Source organism: Pseudonocardia charpentierae (assembly GCF_031845345.1).
In the GTDB taxonomy this organism is placed as follows: Bacteria; Actinomycetota; Actinomycetes; order Mycobacteriales; family Pseudonocardiaceae; genus Pseudonocardia; species Pseudonocardia charpentierae.
Genome location: NZ_JAVREJ010000001.1, coordinates 377,503 through 399,777, shown reverse-complemented (window position 1 = coordinate 399,777; position 22,275 = coordinate 377,503). Strand labels below are relative to the sequence as shown.

Annotated in this window: 23 protein-coding genes; 10 read left to right on the top strand and 13 right to left on the bottom strand. The window is 73.1% G+C overall.

The window, feature by feature from the left end; genetic code table 11:
* Positions 1–2 precede the first annotated feature (2 nt).
* Entirely contained in the window at positions 3–785 is a 783-nt protein-coding gene (locus RM445_RS01905; protein WP_311554172.1) for a class I fructose-bisphosphate aldolase, read from the bottom strand.
* Positions 786–1,041: 256 nt separating this feature from the next.
* Here RM445_RS01905 and RM445_RS01900 point away from each other — a divergent pair, with 256 nt between their 5' ends.
* Entirely contained in the window at positions 1,042–1,242 is a 201-nt protein-coding gene (locus tag RM445_RS01900; RefSeq protein ID WP_311554171.1) for a hypothetical protein, read from the top strand.
* A 14-nt stretch (positions 1,243–1,256) separates the two neighbouring features.
* Here RM445_RS01900 and RM445_RS01895 read toward each other — a convergent pair whose 3' ends face one another.
* From RM445_RS01895 to RM445_RS01885, 3 genes are all read right to left on the bottom strand, one after another.
* The gene (locus RM445_RS01895; protein WP_311554170.1) at positions 1,257–2,216 is read right to left on the bottom strand and encodes a helix-turn-helix domain-containing protein; all 960 of its coding nucleotides are present in this window, start codon (positions 2,214–2,216) and stop codon (positions 1,257–1,259) included.
* A complete protein-coding gene (locus RM445_RS01890) occupies positions 2,213–2,776 on the bottom strand; it encodes a dihydrofolate reductase family protein (protein ID WP_311554169.1) in 564 nt (187 codons plus the stop codon). Before RM445_RS01890 ends, RM445_RS01895 begins: the two co-directional genes overlap by 4 nt.
* 80 nt (positions 2,777–2,856) lie before the next feature.
* Complete coding sequence (locus RM445_RS01885) at positions 2,857–3,939, bottom strand: DNA polymerase domain-containing protein (protein WP_311554168.1); 1,083 nt, start codon at positions 3,937–3,939, stop codon at positions 2,857–2,859.
* Positions 3,940–4,025: 86 nt separating this feature from the next.
* On the opposite strand from RM445_RS01885, the gene RM445_RS01880 reads away from it, so the two are divergent.
* Positions 4,026–4,874 (top strand): SDR family oxidoreductase, encoded by an 849-nt coding sequence (locus RM445_RS01880; protein ID WP_311554167.1) that lies wholly within the window; start codon positions 4,026–4,028, stop codon positions 4,872–4,874.
* A 50-nt stretch (positions 4,875–4,924) separates the two neighbouring features.
* Complete coding sequence (locus tag RM445_RS01875) at positions 4,925–5,644, top strand: Clp protease N-terminal domain-containing protein (protein WP_311554166.1); 720 nt, start codon at positions 4,925–4,927, stop codon at positions 5,642–5,644.
* On the opposite strand, the gene pcaD is transcribed toward RM445_RS01875, so the two are convergent.
* The 4 genes from pcaD to RM445_RS01855 form a co-directional block, all read right to left on the bottom strand.
* Positions 5,595–6,374 carry a 3-oxoadipate enol-lactonase gene (gene pcaD, locus RM445_RS01870; RefSeq protein WP_311554165.1) on the bottom strand — a complete coding sequence of 260 codons (780 nt, stop codon included), beginning with the start codon at positions 6,372–6,374 and terminating at the stop codon, positions 5,595–5,597. The genes RM445_RS01875 and pcaD overlap by 50 nt on opposite strands.
* Positions 6,371–7,108 (bottom strand): CoA-transferase subunit beta, encoded by a 738-nt coding sequence (locus RM445_RS01865; protein ID WP_311554388.1) that lies wholly within the window; start codon positions 7,106–7,108, stop codon positions 6,371–6,373. The genes pcaD and RM445_RS01865 overlap by 4 nt, the downstream gene beginning before the upstream one ends.
* 17 nt (positions 7,109–7,125) lie before the next feature.
* Positions 7,126–7,986, bottom strand: coding sequence for a CoA transferase subunit A (locus RM445_RS01860; RefSeq protein ID WP_311554164.1), 861 nt, complete (start codon positions 7,984–7,986; stop codon positions 7,126–7,128).
* A gap of 93 nt (positions 7,987–8,079) precedes the next feature.
* A complete protein-coding gene (locus tag RM445_RS01855) occupies positions 8,080–9,549 on the bottom strand; it encodes an SDR family oxidoreductase (RefSeq protein ID WP_311554163.1) in 1,470 nt (489 codons plus the stop codon).
* A gap of 389 nt (positions 9,550–9,938) precedes the next feature.
* Between RM445_RS01855 and RM445_RS01850 the strand changes: the two genes are divergently transcribed.
* The 3 genes from RM445_RS01850 (at position 9,939) to RM445_RS01840 (ending at position 13,028) form a co-directional block, all read left to right on the top strand.
* On the top strand, positions 9,939–10,460 hold the full coding sequence (locus tag RM445_RS01850) for a hypothetical protein (protein ID WP_311554162.1): 522 nt from the start codon (positions 9,939–9,941) through the stop codon (positions 10,458–10,460).
* A gap of 148 nt (positions 10,461–10,608) precedes the next feature.
* Positions 10,609–11,862 (top strand): D-arabinono-1,4-lactone oxidase, encoded by a 1,254-nt coding sequence (locus RM445_RS01845; protein ID WP_311554161.1) that lies wholly within the window; start codon positions 10,609–10,611, stop codon positions 11,860–11,862.
* Positions 11,863–12,146: 284 nt separating this feature from the next.
* A complete protein-coding gene (locus RM445_RS01840) occupies positions 12,147–13,028 on the top strand; it encodes a hypothetical protein (protein WP_311554160.1) in 882 nt (293 codons plus the stop codon).
* Between the two features lie 155 nt (positions 13,029–13,183).
* Here the strand turns inward: RM445_RS01840 and RM445_RS01835 are convergent, their stop codons facing one another.
* From RM445_RS01835 to RM445_RS01815, 5 genes are read right to left on the bottom strand one after another with little or no spacing between them, the layout of a single operon-like run.
* Positions 13,184–14,497, bottom strand: a complete 1,314-nt coding sequence (locus RM445_RS01835) for an amidohydrolase family protein (RefSeq protein ID WP_311554159.1) — start codon at positions 14,495–14,497, stop codon at positions 13,184–13,186.
* Entirely contained in the window at positions 14,494–15,117 is a 624-nt protein-coding gene (locus RM445_RS01830) for an NYN domain-containing protein (RefSeq protein ID WP_311554158.1), read from the bottom strand. Before RM445_RS01830 ends, RM445_RS01835 begins: the two co-directional genes overlap by 4 nt.
* A gap of 45 nt (positions 15,118–15,162) precedes the next feature.
* Entirely contained in the window at positions 15,163–15,924 is a 762-nt protein-coding gene (trmB, locus tag RM445_RS01825) for a tRNA (guanosine(46)-N7)-methyltransferase TrmB (protein WP_311554387.1), read from the bottom strand.
* Between the two features lie 10 nt (positions 15,925–15,934).
* Positions 15,935–16,981, bottom strand: coding sequence for a glycosyltransferase family 2 protein (locus RM445_RS01820; protein ID WP_311554157.1), 1,047 nt, complete (start codon positions 16,979–16,981; stop codon positions 15,935–15,937).
* 44 nt (positions 16,982–17,025) lie between these two features.
* Positions 17,026–17,901: a glycosyltransferase family 2 protein gene (locus RM445_RS01815; protein WP_311554155.1), complete on the bottom strand. Its 876-nt coding sequence runs from the start codon at positions 17,899–17,901 to the stop codon at positions 17,026–17,028.
* A 256-nt stretch (positions 17,902–18,157) separates the two neighbouring features.
* Here RM445_RS01815 and RM445_RS01810 point away from each other — a divergent pair, with 256 nt between their 5' ends.
* From RM445_RS01810 to RM445_RS01795, 4 genes are read left to right on the top strand one after another with little or no spacing between them, the layout of a single operon-like run.
* On the top strand, positions 18,158–18,979 hold the full coding sequence (locus tag RM445_RS01810; protein WP_311554154.1) for a hypothetical protein: 822 nt from the start codon (positions 18,158–18,160) through the stop codon (positions 18,977–18,979).
* Between the two features lie 5 nt (positions 18,980–18,984).
* The gene (locus RM445_RS01805) at positions 18,985–19,320 is read left to right on the top strand and encodes a hypothetical protein (RefSeq protein WP_311554153.1); all 336 of its coding nucleotides are present in this window, start codon (positions 18,985–18,987) and stop codon (positions 19,318–19,320) included.
* 19 nt (positions 19,321–19,339) lie between these two features.
* The gene (locus RM445_RS01800) at positions 19,340–20,890 is read left to right on the top strand and encodes a TldD/PmbA family protein (RefSeq protein ID WP_311554152.1); all 1,551 of its coding nucleotides are present in this window, start codon (positions 19,340–19,342) and stop codon (positions 20,888–20,890) included.
* Entirely contained in the window at positions 20,890–22,269 is a 1,380-nt protein-coding gene (locus RM445_RS01795; RefSeq protein ID WP_311554151.1) for a metallopeptidase TldD-related protein, read from the top strand. Before RM445_RS01800 ends, RM445_RS01795 begins: the two co-directional genes overlap by 1 nt.
* Positions 22,270–22,275: the final 6 nt, after the last annotated feature.

The following is a 22,275-nucleotide window of genomic DNA, read 5'->3' as shown; positions in this document are numbered from 1 at the left end:
GGTCAGACCGCGCCGTGGACGATGTCCAACAGGTTCTTGGTGGTGGTGATCGGATCGTCGGCGGCCCAGACGTTGCGGCCGAAGATCAGGCCTTTCGCGCCGGCGGTGATCGCGTCGCGGGCGGCGGCCTCGACCGCGTCCGCGGCCCCCCGCGCGCCGCCGAGGGTCAGCACCGGCACCCCGACCGACCCGATCACCTGCCGCATCGACTCGACGTCGCCGGTGAACTCGGTCTTGATCGCGTGGGCACCGAGCTCGTAGGCGATCCGGCACATGTGCTGGACGGCTTCCGGATCCTTCTTGTCGGTGTGCCTGCTGCCCCAGAGGGTCGCCTCGACGATCAGCGGTATCCCGACGCGGTCGGCCTCGTGGGCCGCCTTCGCGACCGCGGCGACGTTGCCCGCGAACATCTCGCCCGTGGCCGGACCGCCGATGAGGTACATGCAGATCGCTCCGGCCCCCATCGCCGCGGCCTCGGCCGGCGTGACGACGACCCGGTGGAACTCGCCGGAATCGGCCTTCCAGTCCTCGTCGATGACGGTCCAGTCGGCCCGGACGACCGGTACCGGAGCGCCGCGCCGGGCGAACAGGTCGGTGTTCGTCGCCAGCATGCCGGCCGACAGCAGGACCCCGTCGGGGCCGCTGTCGACGATGGTGGACAGGACCTCGCGCGGTCCGGGGCCGGACATCGGCATGCGCAGCGTGGTGCCGTGGTCGAACGCCGTGACGAACGCCCGGCCGCTCGAGCGGAACAGGCGCCCGAGGCGGAGCGCGGTGCCGGTCATGTACGAGGACCCTCCTCGACGAGGGGTGACAACCATTCCGGATCACGACACTAGGGCCGAGCGGAGCATCGCGCCATGGTCAACGGCGCAGGGCGTCGCGTCGCCGGGGCCATTCGCCGCATTCCGTGCACCGTCTGTCGCGCAACGTCCGGCCAGGGCGCGGAGGCTGCGTACGCTACGTGACGGCACTGCTCCGTTCGGACTCTCTCCGCGCGGAGCGCCTCCGACACCGGCTCCCCACCGGAAGGCGCCCTCGATGTCCGTCTACGACACCACGCCGTACGACACCAGCCTGCCGTCCCGTCGTGCCCGCCGCGCCGCCGATGCGGCGCTCCGCGCCGACGTCCGCCGCCGCGACCGGATCGACCGGCACGCGCGCACCGTCTCCACCAGCACGCCGTCCGGCGGGCTCGTCGGGCGCCTGTTCGCCGCCGTGATCCGGCAGGCCCACGTGTGAGACGGGCCGAGTGGTCACGGCGCCCCTCGTCGTAGCCACTCGATGGGATCGCCGTCGCGGGCCGGGTCCGGCGGACCACCCGGCCGGGCCGGATCGCCCACCGCGGCTCCGGCCTGACGCAGCAGAGCGCGCGCGAGGCCACGGCGTTGCGCGGAGTAGGTGAGCACGTGCGCGAGCACGCTCCCGAGCACGAAGCTCTCGGGCGGGTCGCACAGCGCGTCGACCAGGCGGTCGCCCCAGGCGCGGCGCCGCTCGACGTCGCGGACGAACGCAAGCCACCGCGGCGCGACGTCGTCGAGCCGGGCTGCCAATTCGACCGGGTCGGCGTCGTCGGTGAGCCGACCGGGATGATCGGCGCCCTCGATGGAGGCCAGCCAGATCTCGTAGGTCCCCACGCACCGGTTGAGCAGCGCCGCGATCGAGCCCTCCGGGCCAGCCCACTGCAGCAGGACCAGCCCGGGCAGCCGGTCACGGGCGTACTCGGCGGGGTCGAGACCCTTGGCCAGCTCCACCAGCGTCCGCACGTCGTCGATGTCGTGGTGCACCATCAGGGCAGTCACCTCGGCCGCCGACGCGCCGGCCGCACCCTCCATCCACAGTCCGTCCGGAGCGTGGAAGTGAATGCCGTTCGGTGCCGGGAGCCAGTGCGCCGAGCCGGCGGCCGACCCGGTGGGCGTCGCGCTCGGGGGATGCCCGTAGGCGCGGGTGAACGCGCGAGTGAACCCCTCGACCGAGCCGAACCCGGCCGCGAACGCCGCATCGGTGACCGACGCGCCACGGGCGATCTGCCAGGCGGCGCGCTCGAGCGCCACGCGCCGCCGCATCGCCACCGGCGGCTCCCCGGCGTCGCGGGCCAGCCGCCGGCTGAAGTGGAACGGCGAGGAGTACGCCCCGTGGGCCATGTCCGCCAGCGACCGGTGCTCCTCGTCGAGGACGGCGTCGAGCAGCTCCCGGAGCCGGTCGCGGCCCGTCATGCGGACCAGTCCGTGGTGCGCGGTCCGAGCACCGCGTAGCGGGCGCAGGCGAACGCGCCGTTGCGGGCAACATCGGTCAGGCGCAGCGCGTAGCGGCGCGGGAAGATCGGGCGGCCCGCCCCGAGCGTCACCGGGGCGATCGCCGCGACGATCTCGTCGAGCAGACCGGCGTCGGCGAACTGACCCGCCAGGTCGCCGCCGCCGACCACCCAGACGTCCTTGCCGCCCGCGGCCGCCACCAGCTCCGCGTGGACGGCGGCGACGTCGCCGGAGACGAACCGGAGGTCGGCGCCGTCGACCGTGGGCAGGTCACGGTGGGTGAACACGACCGCGGGCATGGCGTAGCCCCACTTCTCGGTGCCCTCGGTGATCCGCGCGCGGATCCACTCGTAGGTCGTGGCACCCATGGCGATGGCACCGACCCCGGCGATGAACGCGTTGTAGTTCATGGGCCCGTCCGCGTCGATGTCCTGGACCAGCAGCCAGTCCAGGGAGTCGGCGGGGTCGGCGATGAACCCGTCGAGCGTGGTCGCGGTGTAGTAGACGGTCTTCTGGGTCATGGAGTCAGCGTGGCGGACGGGCCGCCAGGTGCGCCCGACCGTTCTTGCGCACCTGCCCGATGGGCCGACTGCAGCCATGATCAGGATTCGCGGCGCCGTCCGTCGTCGGTCCAGTTGGCCTCGACCTTCTTGCTCGGCTGCACCCGCGGCGGCTCGCCCGGCATCTTGGGATAGTCGGGTGGGTACGGCATCTCGCCCTCGCCCGACTCCTCGTAGAGCCGCAGCAGCGGTTCCAGGGAGTTGGCGACGTCGTCGATCGCGGCCCAGGGATCGCCGTCGGCCAGCCGGTCGGGCACCGTGAACAGAGTGAACGCGGTCGGATCGGTCGTCTCGGCCAGCTCGTCCCAGGTCAGCGGGGTGCTCACCGGCGCACCGGGGATGGGGCGCAGTGAGTAGGCCGACGCGATCGTGCGGTCGCGGCTGTTCTGGTTGAAGTCGACGAACACGCGCTCGCCGCGCTCCTCCTTCCACCACTTGGTGGTGACGCCGTCGTCGCGCCGTTCCAGAGCCCGCCCGAACCCGATCGCCGCGTGCCGGACGTCGACGAAGTCCCACTCGGGCCGGATGCGCACGTAGATGTGCACCCCGCGGTTGCCGGAGGTCTTCGGGAACCCGACGAGGCCGAGCTCGTCGAGAAGTTCCCGGGCGACACCGGCGACGCGGGCGGCGTCGCGGAACGAGGTGCCCGGCTGGGGGTCGAGGTCGATGCGGAGCTCGTCGGGGTGGTCGACGTCGGTGCGCCGGACCGGCCAGGGATGGAACGTGAGCGTCCCCATCTGCGCGCACCACACGGGCACGGCGATCTCCGTGGGACAGATCTCCGCGGCTTTGCGGCCGGACGGGAACGCGACCTCCACGCTCTCCAGATAGTCGGGCGCGCCCTTCGGAACCCGCTTCTGGTAGAACGCGTCGGCCTTCTCGCCCGGGCGGCCGGTGGCGAGCTTGATGTCGGGGCGGACACCGCTCGGCCAGCGTTCGAGCGCGGTGGGGCGGTCGCGCAGGGCGCGCATCAACCCGTCCTCCACCCGCGCGAAGTACTCGGCGACCATCAGCTTCGTGACGGCGGGCGTGCGGTCCGTGGCCTCGTAGATCACCCGTTCCGGGCTGGACACGCGGACCGCGCGCCCTCCCGCCTCGACCTCGACGGCGGACGGCTTGGGCATCCGCCCACGCTAGTGCAACTGGTGACGGAGGTCCCGAAACGGGGCAAAGGTGCTTCATCTCGAACCGTCGGGGTACCTCGCCCTACATGGTCGCCTTGTCTGGTCCGCGCGTCGTCCTTGTCACCGGAGCCTCGTCCGGGATCGGCCGCGAGTCGGCGCTGGCGTTCGCCCGGCGCGGCGACACGGTCGTCGGCGTCGCCCGGCACGCGCCCGCACTGCAGGAGCTGGCCGCCGAGCACCCCGGCATCCACGTCGAGACCTGTGACGTCACGGACGCCACCGAGCGCGCCGAACTGGTGAAGCGCGTTGTCGACGCGCACGACCGGATCGACGTGCTGGTCAACAACGCGGGCGTCGGCGCGCTCGGCTACCTCGACGAGATGACCGTCGACGACATCGAGCGGGTCTACGGCACCAACGTCGTCGCCGTCGCCGACCTGACGCGGCTCGTGCTGCCGGGCATGCGCGCCCGCAGGCACGGCGCCGTCGTCATGCTCTCCTCGGTTGCAGCCTGGGCCTCGGTCCCGCCGGCGACCGTGTACTCGTCGAGCAAGTTCGCGGTACACGGTCTGGTCGAGGGCCTGCGCCGGGAATTGCGCGGCAGCGGCGTGCGGGTCCACTCGGTGAACCCGGCGCCGATCGCGACCGACTACCTCGCCCGAGCGGTGGACCGGTCGCCGCAGCCCGGTGATCCGGACCGGCCGAAGGCACCAGGGTTTCCCCCGTCGTGGGTCGCGGCCGCAGTGCTGGACGCCGCGGACGCCGGCCGGCCGACGACGCGCTCCGTGCCTCGCATCGGCGGGCTGGTGCGACTCGCGCGCATGGCACCGGTGGGTGCGGTGCTCGACGTGGTGTTCGGCCGCTTCGGTCGGGCGATCACCGAGCGGGTCGTGGGGCTCGAGCGGGAGCAGGCGCAGGGCGTTCCTGCCCGCTGACCGTCAACCGGGAGTTGACGTTCTCCTCCTCGTCAACTTAGAGTTGACGGATGACGAAACCCCTCCGCATGACCGGTACACCTCGGCTGGACGACCTCATCGTCGGCGTGGAGACCGCGCACGACGACCCGCTGGACCGGGTCGCGACCGCCGTCCTCGTCGGCGAGACGCTCGGCGAGACCGCCGACCACCTCATCGGCCACTTCGTCGACCGCGCCCGCCGGGCCGGGGCCTCGTGGACCGACATCGGCCGGAGCATGGGGGTCAGCAAGCAGGCCGTGCAGAAGCGCTTCGTGGCGAAGGAGCCGGCGCAGGACTTCACCCGGTTCACCCCGCGGGCCCGCAACGTCGTCGTGGCCTCCCAGAACGAGGCCCGCGCGGCGGCCAACGCGGAGATCCGGCCGGAGCACCTCGTCCTCGGGCTGCTCGCCGAGCCCGACGGGCTCGCCGTCCGGGCGCTGGTGGCGCAGGAGATCACGACGGAGGCGGTGCGTCAGGCGGCGGCCGCGGCGCTTCCCGAAGCGGCGGCCGAGCTTCCGGCGTTGATCCCGTTCGACGCCGCGGCGAAGAAGGCGCTCGAGCTCACCTTCCGCGAGGCACTGCGGCTGGGGCACGACTTCGTCGGGACCGAGCACATCCTGCTGGCGCTGCTGGAGGTCGAAGACGGGAGCGGCGTGCTGTCCGGGCTCGGCGTCGACAAGGCGGCGGTCGAGGCGGCGATCACCGGCTATCTGTCGACGTCGTCAGGTGTTCCATCAGCAGGCCGGTGACCGCCTCGGCCGACTCGATGTTCGCGAGGTGCAGGCCGGGGACGACCGCCAGCCGGGCGCCCGGGATCCCGTCGACGATCGTGCGGGCGTGTGGCTCGACGGGGGTCGCGAGGTCGTCGGCACCCGCGATCACCAGCGTCGGCGCCGTGATCGCCGGAAGCCGGTCGCGGTGGTCCCAGACGACGAGCGCGGCGCAGCAGCCCGCGTAGCCCGCGTCGGACGTGTCGGCGACCATCTCCTCCGCCTCGCCGACGACGTCCGGATGCGCGGCGGCCCAGCCGGGCGTGAACCAGCGCGCCACGACGGCCTCGGCGATCCCGGCCGTCCCGCGCTCGGCGACGGCGGCGATCCGCTGCTGCCAGACCGTCGGGTCGGGGAAGTGGGCGGACGTGCAGCACAGGGTGAGGCGGCCGATCCGCTCGGGCGTCTCCGACGCGAGGTGCATGCCGACCATCGCGCCCAGCGACAGCCCGCACCAGTCGACGCGGTCGAGACCGAGGTCGTCGAGCAGCTCGAGTACGTCGTCGGCCAGGTCGGCGATCTGATAATCACCCGGGGTCGCGGGCGAGCCGCCGTGACCGCGCAGGTCGATCCGCACGACCCGGAACCGCTCGGCGAGCACCGGCAGCTGCGGGCGCCACATCTCTACGGTGCTGCCGAGGGAGCCGGCCAGCACGAGCACCGGCCCGTCGGGTGGCCCCTCGGCGACGTGGTGGAGCCGCACCGTCACCGGCGGCCCGCACCCACGGTCTTCATCGCGCGCAGAGTCGTGAGCTCCCGCTCCGTCGGCGGGGTCGTCTCACCGAGCTCGTCGGAGATCTCCAACGACCATCCGGTCTCCGCCCGCACCTGCTCGACGGTGACGCCCGGGTGCAGCGCGGTGAGCATGAGCTCCTTGGAGTCGGGCGCCGGCTCCAGCACGCCGAGATCGGTGATCACCCGCATCGGTCCGGAGCCGTGCAGCCCCAGCAGGGCGCGGTCGGTCGGGCCCGAGCCGTGCCCGAACGTCGTGATGAAGTCGACCTGGTCGACGAAGGCCCGCTTGCGGTGGCGCATCACGACGATGATCTCGCGGCAGCCTGCGGAGATCTCGGGGGCGCCGCCGGAGCCGGGCAGCCGCACCTCCGGTTCGTCGTACGCGCCGATGACCGTGGTGTTGAGGTTGGCGTAGCGGTCGATCTGGGCTCCGGACAGGAACCCGACGTCCATCCGGCCGGGCTGCAGCCAGTAGTTGAAGACCTCGGGAACACTGACGACCGTCAACGCGGTGTCGGCCAGCACGCCGTCGCCGATCGACAGCGGCAGTTCGGCCGGCTTGGTGTCGACGGTCCCCGACTCGTAGACGAGCACCAGACCGGGCGCGTGCAGGCGTCGGGCGAGGTTCGCCGCGCGCGACGGGAGGTCGATCCCGACGAAGACCACCTGACCGTCGCGCAGCTCGCGGGCTGCGGCGACGGTCATCATCTCCTCGGCCGTGTGGTTCACGGTCTCCTCCGCTTCGTGCCTGGTTCGCCCTTCTCCGGGTCCCCCTTCTCCGGGTCCCCTTTCTCAACGTCCCGCAGCCAGGCGGTGAACGTCTCCCGGTCCCGGCTGATCGTGTCCCACTCCAGGTAGGCGGCGTTGTCGCGGTCGTAGTAGCCGTGCGCGTACGACGGCGCCGCACCACCGGGCACGACCGCGACGGCGTTCAGCGTGAACCGCGGCAGCACGATCGCACCCGGCTCCGGCGGCAGCTCGTTCACGACCTCCTCGACGGTCGCCAGCGCGCGGCGGGCGGCGAGCACGGCCTCCTTCTGCACACCCGTGATGCCCCACAGCTGGACGTTGCCGGCCCGGTCGGCGCGCTGGGCGTGCACGATCGTGACGTCCGGGTTCAGCGCGGCGACGGCGGTGAGGTGCTCGCCGGTGAACGGGCAGCGGACCGTGGTGACGGTCGGCGTGTGCCGGGTCAGGTCGGTGCCCGCAGCGCCGCGCAGGACCGCGAACGGCAGGCCCGACGCGCCGGCGACGTAGCGGTTGGCCATGCCGGCGTGGGTGTGCTCCTCGATCTCCAGCGGGACCGGCCACCCCGCGGTGATCGCGTCGCGGAGGCGGTACAGGGAGCCGACACCCGGGTTGCCGCCCCACGAGAAGATCAGTTTGCGGGCGCAGCCGGCGCCGATGATCTGGTCGTAGATGAGGTCCGGGGTCATCCGGGCGAGCGTGAGGTCGCGGCGGCGCTGGCGGATGATCTCGTGGCCCGCGGCGAACGGGATGAGGTGTGTGAACCCCTCAAGAGCGACAGTGTCGCCGTCGTGAACGAACTCGGCCACGGCGTCGGTCAACGACACGATCTTGGCCACGTGCGGAACGCTAGTGGGCGACCCCGGGCGCGGCAATCGCGGCCGGACACCTTCCGCCGATTCACCCGAGACACGCCGGAGGAGATGGGCGGCTCAGACCTTCGCCTCCCGCTCAGCGGCACGCGTGATGTTGCGGACCATCCCGCCGAACACCAGCCCGTGGAACGGTGCGACGGCCCACCAGTACAGGTGGCCGGCCAGTCCGCGGGGGAGGAAGACGGCGCGCTGGCGGTAGCGCGAACTCGCGTCCGCGGCAGGGTGCACGGTCATCTCCAACCAGGCACGGCCCGGCACCTTCATCTCCGCGCGCAGGCGCAGCAGTCGCTCGCCGTCCCCGTCCTCCAGCCGCTCGACGCGCCACCAGTCCAGCGCGTCGCCGGTGTGCAGCCGGTCGGGATCGCGCCGTCCGCGACGCAGCCCCACCCCGCCGACGAGCCGGTCCAGCCAGCCGCGGACCGCCCAGGCCAGTGGGAACGAGTACCAGCCCCGTCCGCCGCCGATGCCCGTGACGACCGACCACAGCGCGTCGGGATCGGCGGTGCATTCACACTCGCGGTCGTCGAGGTACACGGTCCCGCCGGCCCACTGCGGGTCGCTGGGCAGCGGGTCTGCCGCGGCGGCGGTGCCCGCGGCGTCGGACCAGCGTGTCTCCACCTCACCGGTGCCGATTTTGGTGAGGGCGAGCGCGACGGCCTGGTCGTAGCCGATGCGGCCCTCCGGCGGGTCCGGCACGTACTCGAGGATGTCCTGCTCGCGGCACACGACCTCGTGCACCAGTGAGTCGATCAACGGCATGGCGATGGCCCGTGGCACGGGCGTCACGAGGTTGACCCAGTGCGACGACAGCCGCGGGGTGAGCACAGGGACCGGGAACACCCGCCGCGGCGGCAGTCCGGCGACGGCCGCGTAGCGCATCATCATCTCCCGATAGGTGAGCACCTCGGGGCCGCCGATGTCGAAGGTCCTGTTGACGTCGTCCGGGAGGCGGGCGGCGGCGGCGAGGTAGCGCAGCACGTCGCGGATGGCGATCGGCTGGATCCGGGTGCCGACCCAGCGCGGCGTCACCATCACGGGCAGCCGCTCGGTGAGGTACCGAAGCATCTCGAAGCTGGCCGATCCGGACCCGAGCACGACGGCCGCCTGGAGCACCGCGGTCGGCACACCGCTGGACAGGAGGATCTCGCCGACCTCGCCGCGGCTCTCCAGATGTTCCGACAGCGGCCCGTCGGGATGCAGGCCGCCGAGGTAGACGATGCGGCGCACACCGGCGTCGCGTGCGGCGCGGGCGACGATCGTGGCGGCGCGCCGGTCGATGGCCGCGAAGTCGCGCTCGACCAGGGAGTGCACGAGGAAGTACACGACGTCGACGTCCGCGCAGGCGGCGCGCACGGCGTCCTCGTCGAGCAGGTCACCGCGCACGACCTCCGCGTCACGGGCCCACGGGACCTCCCGCAGTTTGGCGGGGTCGCGGACCAGGCAACGCACGGCGTCGCCCTCGGCGAGGAGTCGGGGGGCCAGTCGGCCGCCGACGTAGCCGGTGGCGCCGGTGACGAGATGTCTCACGCGTCGATGTTGCTCTGCTTCGGCGGCGTCGGCATGTCGACCACGGGCTGTGTGCACGTGACCCGGTCGGGTGTTCCCGGTCGGGTACCTGCGTGAGCGCCGGAGCCGCCGAGTGGGTGACGGCGGCGGCCGATCGGGATCGTTGAACCGGGGTCGTGACCGCGCCTGCGTGCTGCTCGACACGCCCGATCCACCTGATCGGGTGGCAACCGTCCCCGAGCCCGGTAGTGGTTGCTCCGGGAGCGTTTCCCCGTGCGGGTGATCGCCGTTGTGGGTGGTGAGTGCGTGGACGGACAGGGGGGCACGGCGTGAGGGAGCGATCGAGGATGTGGAGCGGGGTTCGAGACCGGTGGGCCTCGAACCCGACGGCCCCGGATCCCGATCGGTGGATGCCGGAGGAGCCCGTCGAGTTCGACCGCGCCGAACCGACGGACGGCCGGCACGCCTTCGACCGCGACGCGGCTCTGACCCCGATCTTCACCTCGCTGCGCCGGACGAGCGCGCGGCGGCCGCGCGGCCGGACGGGGGGCGGGCCGCTGCGGGTGGTGCCGGAGCCCGTCGACCGCTTTCGCGACGACCCGCCGACGGCCCCGATCCCGATCGTCCCGGCCCTGCACGCGGTCGACCCGTACGGATCGGGTGGCTACGAGCCGTACCCGCCCGTCGACCCGTACCGGTCGGGCGGATACCGCGCTGCTCCCGTCGACCCGTACTCCCCCGGGTCGTTCGCGCCGCGGCAGGTGCCGGTCGAGCCGCCGCCGGGTCGGGCCGAGATGACGGCCGTGTGGCCCCGCATCGACGACCCGGCGTACTACGACCCGGCGACCTATCCGCCGGCGTCCTACGCCCCGGGATATCCGGTGACCGACACCGGCCGCCACCACCGCCACCTGGCCCCCGCCGGCTGGTGACCCGCGAGTCGGCACGTTCGTCAGCGCGAGTCCGCGGGTTGGTACGCGCGAGTCGGTACACCCTGGCGCGCGAATGTGCGATGTCGAACGTCGCGCCACGGTGGGCGCGGGCTGCCCTGCAGCCTCGAGCCGCCTAGGCTCTCGACCCGTGTGGACCAACTGGTCCGGAGGCCTGCAGAGCCGGCCGCGGGCGACCGACCGCCCGCTCGACGAGGCGGGCGTCGTCGCGGCTGTCCGTCGTGCGGCGGGGCGGGGGCAGCGCATCCGTCCGGTCGGGGCGCGCTGGTCGTGGAGCCCTGTCGCGGTGTCCGACGACGTCGCGCTCGACACGTCCGCGTTGACCGGCATCGTCGCGTCCGACGCGCAGCGGGTGCGGGTGCGGGCGGGGGAGAAGCTGCACGACCTGCTGGCCGAGCTGGCCCGGCACGACCTGTCGCTCGACGTCGTCCCTCGCGGCGACGGCGTCACCGTCGGCGGTGCGGTCAGCACCGGGACGCACGGCAGCGGAGCCCGGATCGGCTCGCTGTCGTCGCTCGTCAGAGCCGTCCGGCTGGTCGACGGACGTGGCGAGCTGCACCGGATCGACGGACCGGACCTGGACGCGGTGCGGGTGGGCCTGGGCGCGCTCGGCGTGCTGACCGAGGTGGACCTCGACGTCGTCCCCGAGCGGACGCTCTCTGCGGGTGAGGAGCTGCGTCCGCTCGTCGCACTGCTCGACGACGGCTTCCTCGAAGTGCACGACTGGACCGAACTCGAGGTCTTCCCCGACGGGACCGCCCTGGCGCGGTGGGCCGACCCGGTCGAGGCGGAGCCGGTGGAGGAACGTGGCGTCGCAGGGCGGGCCGTCGCGGTGGGCTCGGCCGCGGCCGTCGGGTCGGCGCACGCGCTCAGTCGTGTGGTTCCGCGCCTGGCGCCCGCTTTGCGGCGCTCCGCGAGCCGGTGGAGCGGCTCGACGGTCGGGCCCGCGCACAGGGTGCTCGTCGCGGAACGGCCGGTGCGGGCCGAGGTGAGTGAATGGGCCCTGCCGCGGGAGGCCCTCGGCCGTGCGCTGCGGGAGCTCGACGCTGCGACCGCGGCCCGCGGCCTCGTGCCCCGGATGCCCGTGTTGGTGCGAGTCGGGGCGGCCGAGACGGGATGGCTGCACCCGGCATTCGGTCGCGACACGGCGTGGGTGGCGGTGCGGGTGCGGAACGGCACGGATCCGGAGCCGTTGTTCAGCCTCGTTTCCTCGGTGCTGGGCGACGTGGGTGGACGGCCGCACTGGGCGACCCGGCACGACTGGACGGCGCCGGACGTCGACGCGGCGTATGCCCGTGCATCGGACTTCCGGCGGGTCCGCGACCGCCTCGACCCGGACCGCCGCTTCGCCAACCCCCACCTGGACGCGGTCCTCGGTCCCTGAGCCCGGGCACTCCACCGCGATCGCCTCAAGGTGCGCCCGACCGCGGCCGCTCAGCTGCCCGCGAGTCCGCGTGTTCGTCAGCGCGAGTCGGCACGTTCGTCAGGCCGAATGAGCAGGAACGCGGACTGAGTTGTCCCCATTCTCAGAGGCTGTCCACAGATTGTCTCGAACGGCTCCGCGTGACGTGCGACTGGGCAAGCGTGCAGCACATGCCAATTCACCTCCCGGGCCTTCACGGTGCCTGCCTCCGCAGCGAGGCTGTTCAACTGTTCGGTCGTCATGGCGTGGACAGCGCCCTCGCCCACGGCGAGGTCCTGTCGCCGTGGCGCGGGGTCGTCGTGGACGCGCGCCGCGCCGCCGAACCGCTGACGATCGTCAGCGCCGCCCGGCTCGCGATTGGACCTCAGGCGCTCGTGACCGGAGGATCTGCGGCTTTCCTGCACGGACTGACAGCAGTCGCACCGACTCCCGTGCATGTCGTGGTGCCGTACGAGACGCGTAAGCGATCACGGCCGGGGATCGTCGTGCACAACGGCGCTTTTCTCGACGTGGATCGGGAGGTGCAGTTCGGGCTCCCGGTCCTCGGCATCGATCGCGTCCTCGCCGATCTCGCCTGCACCACCGCACCGTGGAGTGCACTCGCTCTACTCGACGAAGCGCTCGCCCGCGCGGCGCCGCCGGACCGCGAGCGCATGCGTCGCCGGATCCGCGATCTGATTGCGACGAGGCCCGATCCGCGCGGCACCCGCATTGGAACTCGTTTGATCGACCTGGCGACCGGCCGTGCCGAATCTCCACCGGAGAGTTGGCTTCTCTGGCGCGTCGTCGACCTGGGGTTCCCGATTCCGGAGGCGAACCTGCCGGTTCTCGACATCGATGGCCGCGAGCTGTACCGCCTGGACCTCGGCTGGCGAGAACTGAAGATCGGCCTTGAGTACAACGGTTACGCCGCGCACGTCGACAAGGAAGAGGCCGACGACGAGCGGCGTGGCGACCTGAAGCGGCGAGGGTGGCGCATGGTCGACGCCGACACGGACGATCTACAGGCGGGCTCCCGCCTCGAGAAGGAGCTCGACGAGGCGTTCATCGCCCGAGGTGTGGACATACGCGGTCGGACGCCGGGTGCGCTGCGGCCCCGCCGGCATCGCGAACGCCGTACGCGGTGAGAGTCGCCGAATCGGGTCTTCCTGCCGAACACGCGGATTCGCGCCGGTGAATGTGCCGACTCGCGCTGGCGAATGTGCCGACTCGCGCCGGTGAACGTGCCGACTCGCGCTGACGAACACGCGGACTCGCGCTGACGAACGTGCCGACTCGCGGGTCAGGCGTGGAGGCGGGCGGCGATCTCGCGGAGGTCGCGGGTGGCGGCGGCGCGGTCGACCCGGGTCGGGTCGCCGTCGGACAGCACCTGGTCCCCCGCCACCCAGACGTCGCGCACCAGCCGTGCGCCGCCCGCCCACACCAGGTTCGACAGCAGCTGGGCGTCGTCGGCGGGGTCGACGAACGCGGGGTCGGCCAGGTCGACGTGCACGAGGTCCGCCCAGCGGCCCGGTTCCAGGGCGCCGAGGTCGTCGCGGCCGATGGCTGCCGCACCGTCGCGCGTGGCCATCAGTAGCAGCTCGCGGGCCGTCAGCGCCGCCGCGTCGCCGGTGGTCACCCGCGCGAAGAGGCCGGCGAGCCGGGCCTGGTTCCAGAGGTCGAGGTCGTCGCCCGACGCCGGGCCGTCCGTCCCCAGCCCCACCCGGACCCCCGCCCTGCGCAGCGCGGACACGCGGGCGACGCCCGCGGCGAGCTTCGCGTTCGACCCCGGGCAGTGCGCCACCGCGGCCCCGCGTGCGGCCAGCAGCCCGATGTCGGAGTCGGACAGCTGCACGCCGTGTGCGGCGAGAACGCGCCCACCGAACACGCCCAGCCGATCCAGCAGCGCGGCCACCGAGCCGTGCTCGGCGCGCAGCGCAGCGTCCTCCTCCACGGTCTCGGCCAGGTGGATGTGCAGCAGCGCCCCTCGCTCGCGGGCGTGCTCGGCGACCGACTGCAGCGCCTCGGTCGGCAGCGTGTACGCCGCGTGCGGCCCGTACCCCAGCTCCACCCGCTCGCCCGGGCCGTAGCGCAGACCGTCACGGTCGATGCGACGGGAGATGCCGTTGCGCATGGCCTGCCAGCTGCCGAGCCGGTCCCAGCCGGGCGCGGCGATCACACCGGGCGTCAGCAGCACCCGGGAGCCGACCGCCAGTACGGCGTCGACCACCGCGTCGGTGAAGAAGTACATCTCGACGCTCGTGGTCGTGCCCGTGCGCAGCAGCTCGATGCAGCCCGACGTCATGCCGGTCCGCACGTCCGACGCCGTCAGCCGGCCCTCGGCAGGCCACATGACCTCGTGCAGCCAGCGCAGCAGCGGCAGGTCGCCGCCCATCCCGCGCAGCAGCAGCATCGGTGTGTGGCAGTGGGTGTTGACTAGCCCGGGCATGAGCACCCCGGGCAGTTCGCGGACCGGACCGGCAAGGGGCGGAGCCTCCGCGACGGGCCCCACCCAGGTGATCCGGCCGTCGGCGACGTCGACGGCACCGTTGCGGAGCACCGAGCAGGCGGGGTCGCACGGCAACACCACCGGCGCGGTGTACCGCGTGGTCGTCACCGCCGGGGCTCAAGCAACGACCGCAGCGAGCGGAACGGCGGCAGCCAGGCCCCCACGTCCGGCAGGGTCTCGAGCGTCATCCGCGGCAACGGCTCGCGGAACACTCCGTCGATCTCCTCCAGGTCGAGGAACTCGATCACCTCGGAGGCCAGCGCGAAGTTCGCGTACTCGCGGAACCCGATGACCGTCACGCACGTGCCCTTGGCGACGAGCGTCTCGAGCGGCTGCCGGAACGCCCGTCCGTCGCCCGACGCCACGACGACGTGCGACAGCCCGCCCTCGGTCGCGCGCAGGTCGATGTGGGCGAGCATGTCGTCGTCGACGTCGCTGTCGTCGGTGACCTTCGGCTTGGCGAAGACCGCGAAGCCGACGTTGCGCAGTGCCTCCACCCATGGCCGCACCACCTCGGTGCTGCCGGGCACGACGTTGGTGAACACGCACGCCTCGGCGACCGCGTCCGGTCCGGCGACGTCCAGCAACCAGCGGCCGACGGCGTCGAACCGTGGCCGGAACGCCGACGTCGGACGCGCCCCCAGCAGCGAGCCGAGGCTCATGTCCATGTTGGGGGCGTCCCAGACCAGCAGCACACGGTCCGGCCGCGCGGAAACGTCAGCGGTCATGCCGCGGGGGTGGGGAGGGCCATGCCGGAAAGCGTAGTCCCGCCGTCAGTTCGGGGGCTGCGGGTGCGGAGCGGAGATCCGCCGGAACACGAGATCCCGCACGTCACGGCCCTCCGCCAGCGCTCGACGCTCAAACTTGGTCTCCGGGCGTCCCGCCGGCTGGGGGGTCCAGCCGTCGGCGGCGGTGGAGGTGTTCTCCAGCAGCGGCTCGCCCGAACACACCGCCCGCATCTGAGCGGCGTAGTGGGCCCAGTCCGTCGCGAGGTGCAGCACGCCGCCGGGAGCCAGGCGGGACGCGACGAGCGTGACGAAGGCGGGCTGCACGAGGCGACGCTTGTGGTGCCGCCGTTTCGGCCACGGATCGGGGAAGAAGATCCGCACCTCGGTCAGTGAACCGGGCGGCACGCGCTCGCGCAGCAGGTCGACGGCGTCGCCGCGGAGCAGCCGCAGGTTCGTCAGGCCGGCCTCGTCGATGCGCATCAGCAGCTGGGCCAGTCCCGGCTCGAAGACCTCGACGGCGAGGTGGTCGACCTCCGGCGCTGCAGCGGCTTGCAGAGCGGTCGACTCGCCGGTGCCCGAGCCGATCTCCAGCACCAGCGGGGCGCGACGCCCGAACCAGGCGGGCGGGTCGTAGGGCACCAGACCGGAGACGACGTCGGCGACGTCGAGGCCGAACGCCGTCCAGAGCCGATCCCAGGCGTGCGTCTGCCCCTCGGTCAGCCGGTTCCGCTGTTGGACGAAGCTGGTGATGCGCCGGTGGGTGCCGGCCTCGTCGGACGCCGTGCTCGCGCCTGCCTGCTGGTCCACCGACACCTGCTCAGACACCGCCGGTCCGGTTCGTCGCGAGCGCGGTCGGCGCGCCGTCCGCTGCCGGCAGCCGCACCGCCGCCGTCGCTCCGGGCAGCCGTCCGCGCAGGTACCCCGCAGCGGTCGCGGTCAGCGCCGTCACGATCGCCAGCGCCGAAGTAGGCCGTCCCGCCCGCAGCTCGCGGGCGACCGCTCCGGGGAGGACCGTCGCCACGTAGGCGCGCTCGGTGGACAGGGCGTCGTCGCTGCCGACCAGCCGCGACACCGCGGCCTTCGACAACCCCTCCGACCAGCTACGCCGCCGCAGGTACGCCCACCGCACCCGATCCCCGCTCACCCGGTGGTCGACCTGCGCGGCGGGTTCGAACACGACGCGCGCATCGCGGCCCATCCGCCGGTAGGTCTGCCGGATCCGGATGCAGAGCTCGGTCTCCTCGCAGCCCAACGGATTGCGCCCGATCCGGCCGAGGTCCTCGGCGAAGCCCCCGACCCGGGCGAACACCTCGCGGCGCACCGACATGTTGCAGCCCATCAGGTTGCGCACCTCGGCACGCTCGGTGGGCTGGCCGGTGTAGGTGCAGCCGACGACCCAGTCGAGCTCGCCGGTCGCGTCGGCGCTGCTTCCCCCGGTGGGCAGCAGACCGGGGCGCGTGTCGGGGAACCGCGGGTGCGCCACGCCGCCGACGGCGACGACATCCGGGTCGGCGTACGGCGTGAGCAGCGCGCGCAGCCAGCCCGGTCGGGCCGCGGCGTCGTCGTCGAGGAAGACCACCACGTCACCGGAGGCGGCCGCGACGGCGGTGTTGCGTGCTCCGGACAGGCCCTGCCGGTGCGCGTTGGCCAGCACCCGAACATGCCCGTCGGATCCGGCGCCGAACTCTGCGCGGGCGCGCTCAAGCAGGGCGGGGTTGTGGTCGACGACCACGAGCACCTCGGCGGCACGGACGTCCTGCGCCGCCACGGATCCGACGGCCGCGACGATGTCGTCCCACCGCTTCTCGGTGTAGACGCAGATCACGACGGTCGCCCGCGGCAGGACGGGGGCCGGGCTGGTCACGTGCGGGGTCCTCCTCGGGATACGGCTGCGGGGACCCGCACGGATCAGTGCCCCGAGCGGGCCGCCTTCCGGCGGTCGGCCCGCCGGTGCTCGGAAAGAAGGGTACGCAGCACCCGGGTGCCGTCCGCGAAGGTCCGCAGGTTGGTCTCTCCGAAGATCCGTTGGCGTTCGACGGAGGGGACTTCGGTGATGCGGAGTCCGGCGGCGGCGATGCGGCAGTTGAGGACGGTCTCGATTTCGAAGCCGTCGCCCCAGAGCATGCCGTCGGTGGGTGCGGGGGCGGCGGGGTCGGGGAGGTCGAGGAGGGGGAGCAGGTCGGCCCAGAAGGCGTTGTAGCCGTAGCAGAGGTCGGTGTAGCTGGTGCCGAACAGGGCGTTGGCGACGCCGTTGAGGCCGGCGTTGCCGCTGCGGCGGAGCAGGGTGATGTCGTCGCTGCCGCCGCCGGGGGCGAATCGGGAGCCTTTGGCGAAGTCGGCGCCGGCGACGAGGGCGTTGACGAAGGCGGGGATCTCGGTGGGGTCGGCGGAGCCGTCGGCGTCGAACATGACGATGACGTCGCCGGTGGCGGCGGCGAAGCCGCAGGCCATGGCGTTGCCTTTGCCCTTGCGGGTCTGGGTGATCGCCCGTACCCAGGGCAGGGTGCGCCGGGCGGCGCCGATCGAGTCGTCGGACGAGTGGCCGTCGACCACGATGATCTCGTGCACGGCAGGGCGGACCGCGGCGATCGCGGGCAGGACGACCTCGAGGTTGCGCGCCTCGTTGCGGGTCGGCACGACGACGCTGACCGCCGGGAACGCCGACCGCCGCGGCTGGGGGCGCGGACGTGGGCGGCGGCGCAGCATGCGCCGCGCTGCGGCGTACCCCGGGCCATCCGGCAGCAGGGCCGGAACAACCGGTCGGGGGGGTGATATGGCGCTCACTCAACCTCCATGCAGGTCCACTCCGTCGGGGCAACGACCCACGTGCGGGGGCAGATGCGGGCTGATGGGGACACCACCCGCCCGTGCGCTCGGTCCCTCCTCCCGGTGCAGACCGTGATCTTTTCCGACGTCCGTCAGACGCCCGGCCTCCATTCCGGTTGCTCGCACGGGCGTGTGGAACCTGCGGCCTTCGCGATTGCACACGGTTGTTCCGTTTCGCCCCGCGGACGCCCTTTCTGCCGCCACGATCGCCCTTGTGCCCGGATTTCCCCTGCCTCGCCGAGCCGCGCCGGACCGCTACGCCGACGCCGTCCGGTCGCGTCGCGCCGAGCTGCGGGCCGTGCGGGCGCTGCTGCTCGGCGGTCACCGGGTCGAGCTGCGCCACAGCCTGACGGCCTCCCGGCTGACGGCGTCCACAGAGCTCGCGGCGGCGCTGGCGTCGCTCGGTCGCGAGCTGCGCCACCACGTCGCCCACGCGAACCGGGCGGGGCGGGCCGCCGTGCCGGCGCTCGCCGCGGCCGCTGTGGGCGCCCTGGTGGACCGGGTCGTCGCGGGATGGATCACGGCAGTGCTCCCGGGACTCCGCCGCCTCGCCGCTCCCCGCTGTGTTCCGGGAACCCTGCCGGGGCCTGCGGGCGCCCTCGAGCCTGTCGTGACGGTGCTGGCCCGCCGCCCGTCGATCACCCTGCCCGGGCCGGATCCGCCGCCGAGTGCCGCCCGAGCGCTGCTCGCCGGCGTGACGGGAGGAACCTGGCGGCTGGCGCTGGTACCTGCAGCCGTGCTCCCGGCGGTCGGGCTGCCTGCACTCGGGGGCCGCGCGCTGCTGCCGTCGGCGCTCGGGATCGCTCTCGCCCTGCTGGCCACGGCGGCGCGCGCCCACCGGACGGCGGCGGACCGGGCACGCCTGCGGCGATGGGCCGACGACGTCGTCATGGCCGTGCAGTCCGAACTGGACACGGAGCTCGCCCGGCGGCTGATCGACGTCGAACGTGTCGCGGCCGCGGAGCTGGACGAGCTCGTGGCGTGTCGTCTCGACCTGATCGACACGGAGCTACAGGCACTCGCCGCAGGAGGGTGAAGAGAATGGACGACAACCGATCGACGCGACTACGGGGACCGGACGCCGTCCCGGACGAGAACGCGGGAGTCGACGTGGACGTCGAGCCGGCGGTCGACACCGACGGCGACGGTGTGCCCGACACGCTGCTCACCACCGAGCTCACAGCCGACGGCGCGGACCTGCTCGTGCACACCGACCTCGACGCCGACGGCGTTGCAGAGCGTGTGTTCCGGATCGGTCCCGACGGGGCCGTGCACACGGACCCGGTGCCCGGCGTCGCGGCGGCGGGTCCGGTCACCGGCAGCGTGCGGGCGGAGTGGCCGGGGTTGCTCGGACGGCTCTTCGGTCCCGGTCCGTAGAACCGGTTAGCGTGCCGTCATGACCGAGCGGATCGAGCCGGGCAGGATCGAGCCGGGCAGGATCGACCCAGCCAGGATCGACCCTGCCTTCCGTGCGCTGCCCCTCGCGCGGCTCGCGGACGCCGCGTTGAGCCGGGCCCGCGAGCTGGGCGCCGAACACGCCGACGTCCGGGTCGAGCGGATCGTGTCGCAGTCGGTCGAGCTGCGCGACGCCGGCGTGACGGGGGTCGTCGATTCCACCGTCGAGGGGCTCGCGGTGCGGGTGGTCGTCGACGGCACGTGGGGCTTCGCCTCGCACGTGGATCTCACGCCGGAACGGGCCGCGGCGACCGCGGAACGGGCCGTCGGCGTGGCCCGGGCGCTGGCTCCGCTCGCCCGCGAGCGGGTCGAGCGGGCCGCCGAGCCCGTGCACGGCGGGGTCGAATGGTGTTCGGATTACACGATCGACCCGCTGACGGTCCCGACGGGCGAGAAGGTCGCGGTGCTGACCGACTGGTCCCGGCGCCTGCTCGCCGCTCCTGCGGTGGACCACGTCGAGGCCGGGCTCGCGGTGGTGCGGGAGAACAAGTTCTACGCCGACCTGGCCGGTACCTCGACGCTGCAGCAGCGGGTCCGGACGGCCCCGTCGATCGCCGTCACCACCGTCGACCACCACGGCGGCGGGTTCGAGACCATGAGCTCGCTCGCCCCGCCCGCCGCCCGCGGCTGGGAGTACCTGACCGGTACCGGGTGGGACTGGGACGACGAGCTCGCCCGGCTGCCCGAGTGGCTGGCTGAGAAGGCCATCGCCCCGTCCGTCGAGCCCGGCCGGTACGACCTGGTGATCGACCCGTCCAACCTGTGGCTGACCATCCACGAGTCGGTGGGACACGCCACCGAGTACGACCGGGCCATCGGGTACGAGGCCGCGTACGCGGGCACCAGCTTCGCCACGCCGGACCTGCTCGGCGCCCTGCGCTACGGCTCGCCGCTCATGCACGTCACCGGCGATCGCACCGTCCCGCACGGGCTGGCGACGGTCGGCTACGACGACGACGGGGTCGCGACCGGCGAGTGGGACCTGGTGCGCGACGGGATCCTGGTCGGCTACCAGCTCGACCGCACGTTCGCCCCACGCCTCGGCCTGGACCGCAGCAACGGCTGCGCCTTCGCCGACTCCCCGCACCGGGTGCCGCTGCAGCGGATGGCGAACGTGTCGCTGCAGCCGGACCGGGCGGTCGACCGCGCGACGGACGACCTGATCGCCGACGTGGACGACGGGATCTACGTCGTGGGCGACCGGTCGTGGTCGATCGACATGCAGCGGGCGAACTTCCAGTTCACCGGCCAGCGGTTCTTCCGCATCCGGGACGGAAGGCTCGCCGGGCAGCTGCGCGACGTGGCCTACCAGGCCCTCACCACCGACTTCTGGGGATCGCTCGACGGGCTCGGCGGCCCGTCGACGTGGCGGTTGTTCGGGGCGATGAACTGCGGCAAGGCGCAGCCGGGACAGAGCGCGGCGGTCGGCCACGGCTGCCCCTCCGCACTGTTCCGGCAGGTCAACGTGCTCAACACCCGTGCGGAGGCGTAGTGCCGGTGCGACCACAGGAGATCGTCGAGCGGGCCCTGGCCGGCCCGGTCGGGGCCGGGCGTGCCGTTGTCGTCACGCAGACGAGTGAGGCCGTGCTGCGCTGGGCCAACTCCACGATGACCACGAACGGCCACATCACCGCGCAGGAGGTCGCGGTGGTCGCCCTGGAGGTCGTCGAGGGTGGAACCGCCGTCGGGGTCGTCAGCTCCGGGGCTCCTCCGTCGGGTCCCGCGGCGGTCGACGACCTGGTCGCGGCGGCCCGCCACGCCGCCCGTGAAGCCGGGCCGGCGCGCGACGTCGCGCTGCTCCCGGAACCCGGCGGGGACGACCCGGCGTGGTCGGACGGCCCCGCCGAGACGTCGATCGGGGTGTTCGACCGGCTGGTCACGGGCCTCGCCGACGTCCTGGACGGCCCACAGCGCCACTACGGCTTCGCCTCCCACGACCTCACCACCGTCTGGCTCGGCACGTCGACGGGCGTGCGCAGGCGGTGGGTGCAGCCGACGGGCTCGATCGAGCTCAACGTCAAGACCCCGGATCTCGACGGCTCGGCGTGGACGGGCATGTCGACCACCGACTTCACCGACGTCGACGTCGTCGCGCTCGCGGCGGACGCCACCGCCCGGCTCGGGTGGGGCCGCCGCCGGGTGAGCCTGCCGGCCGGTCGCTACGAGACGCTCCTGCCGCCGTCCGCGGTGTCGGACTTCCTGCTCATGCTCGCCTGGTCGATGGGTGGGCGGCCGGCGCAGGAGGGCCGCAGCGCCTTCGCCGGGCCGGACGGGCCGCGCGTCGGGGAGCGGCTCACGGACCACCCGCTGACCCTGGCGAGCGACCCGTCCGCGGCCGGGCTCGAGTACGCGCCGTTCGTCACCGCCCTGCACTCGGGCGACGGGGTCAGCGTGTTCGACAACGGAGCGCCCGCGAGGCGCGTCGAGTGGCTCCGCGGCGGTGCGGTGGGCGAGCTGGCCTACAGCCGGCCCGAGGCTGCCGACTTCGGCACGGAGTTCGCCCCTCCCGGCGACAACCTGCTGCTCACGGGCGGATCGACGGCGTCGCTGGCCGATATGGTCTCCCGCACGAGACGCGGTCTCCTGCTGACCTGTCTTTGGTACATCCGCGAGGTCGACCCCGCCACGCTGTTGCTCACCGGCCTCACCCGCGACGGCGTCTACCTGGTGGAGAACGGCGAGGTGGTGGCCGAGGTCGACCACAACTTCCGGTTCAACCACTCGCCCCTGGACGTCGTGCGACAGGCGACCGAGATCGGTGCCACCGAGCGGACCCTGCCGCGGGAGTGGAAGGACTGGTTCACCCGGGTGGCGATGCCCCCGATGCGCGTGCCGGAGCTGAACATGTCGTCGGTGTCCCCGAGCCGCTGACGTCCG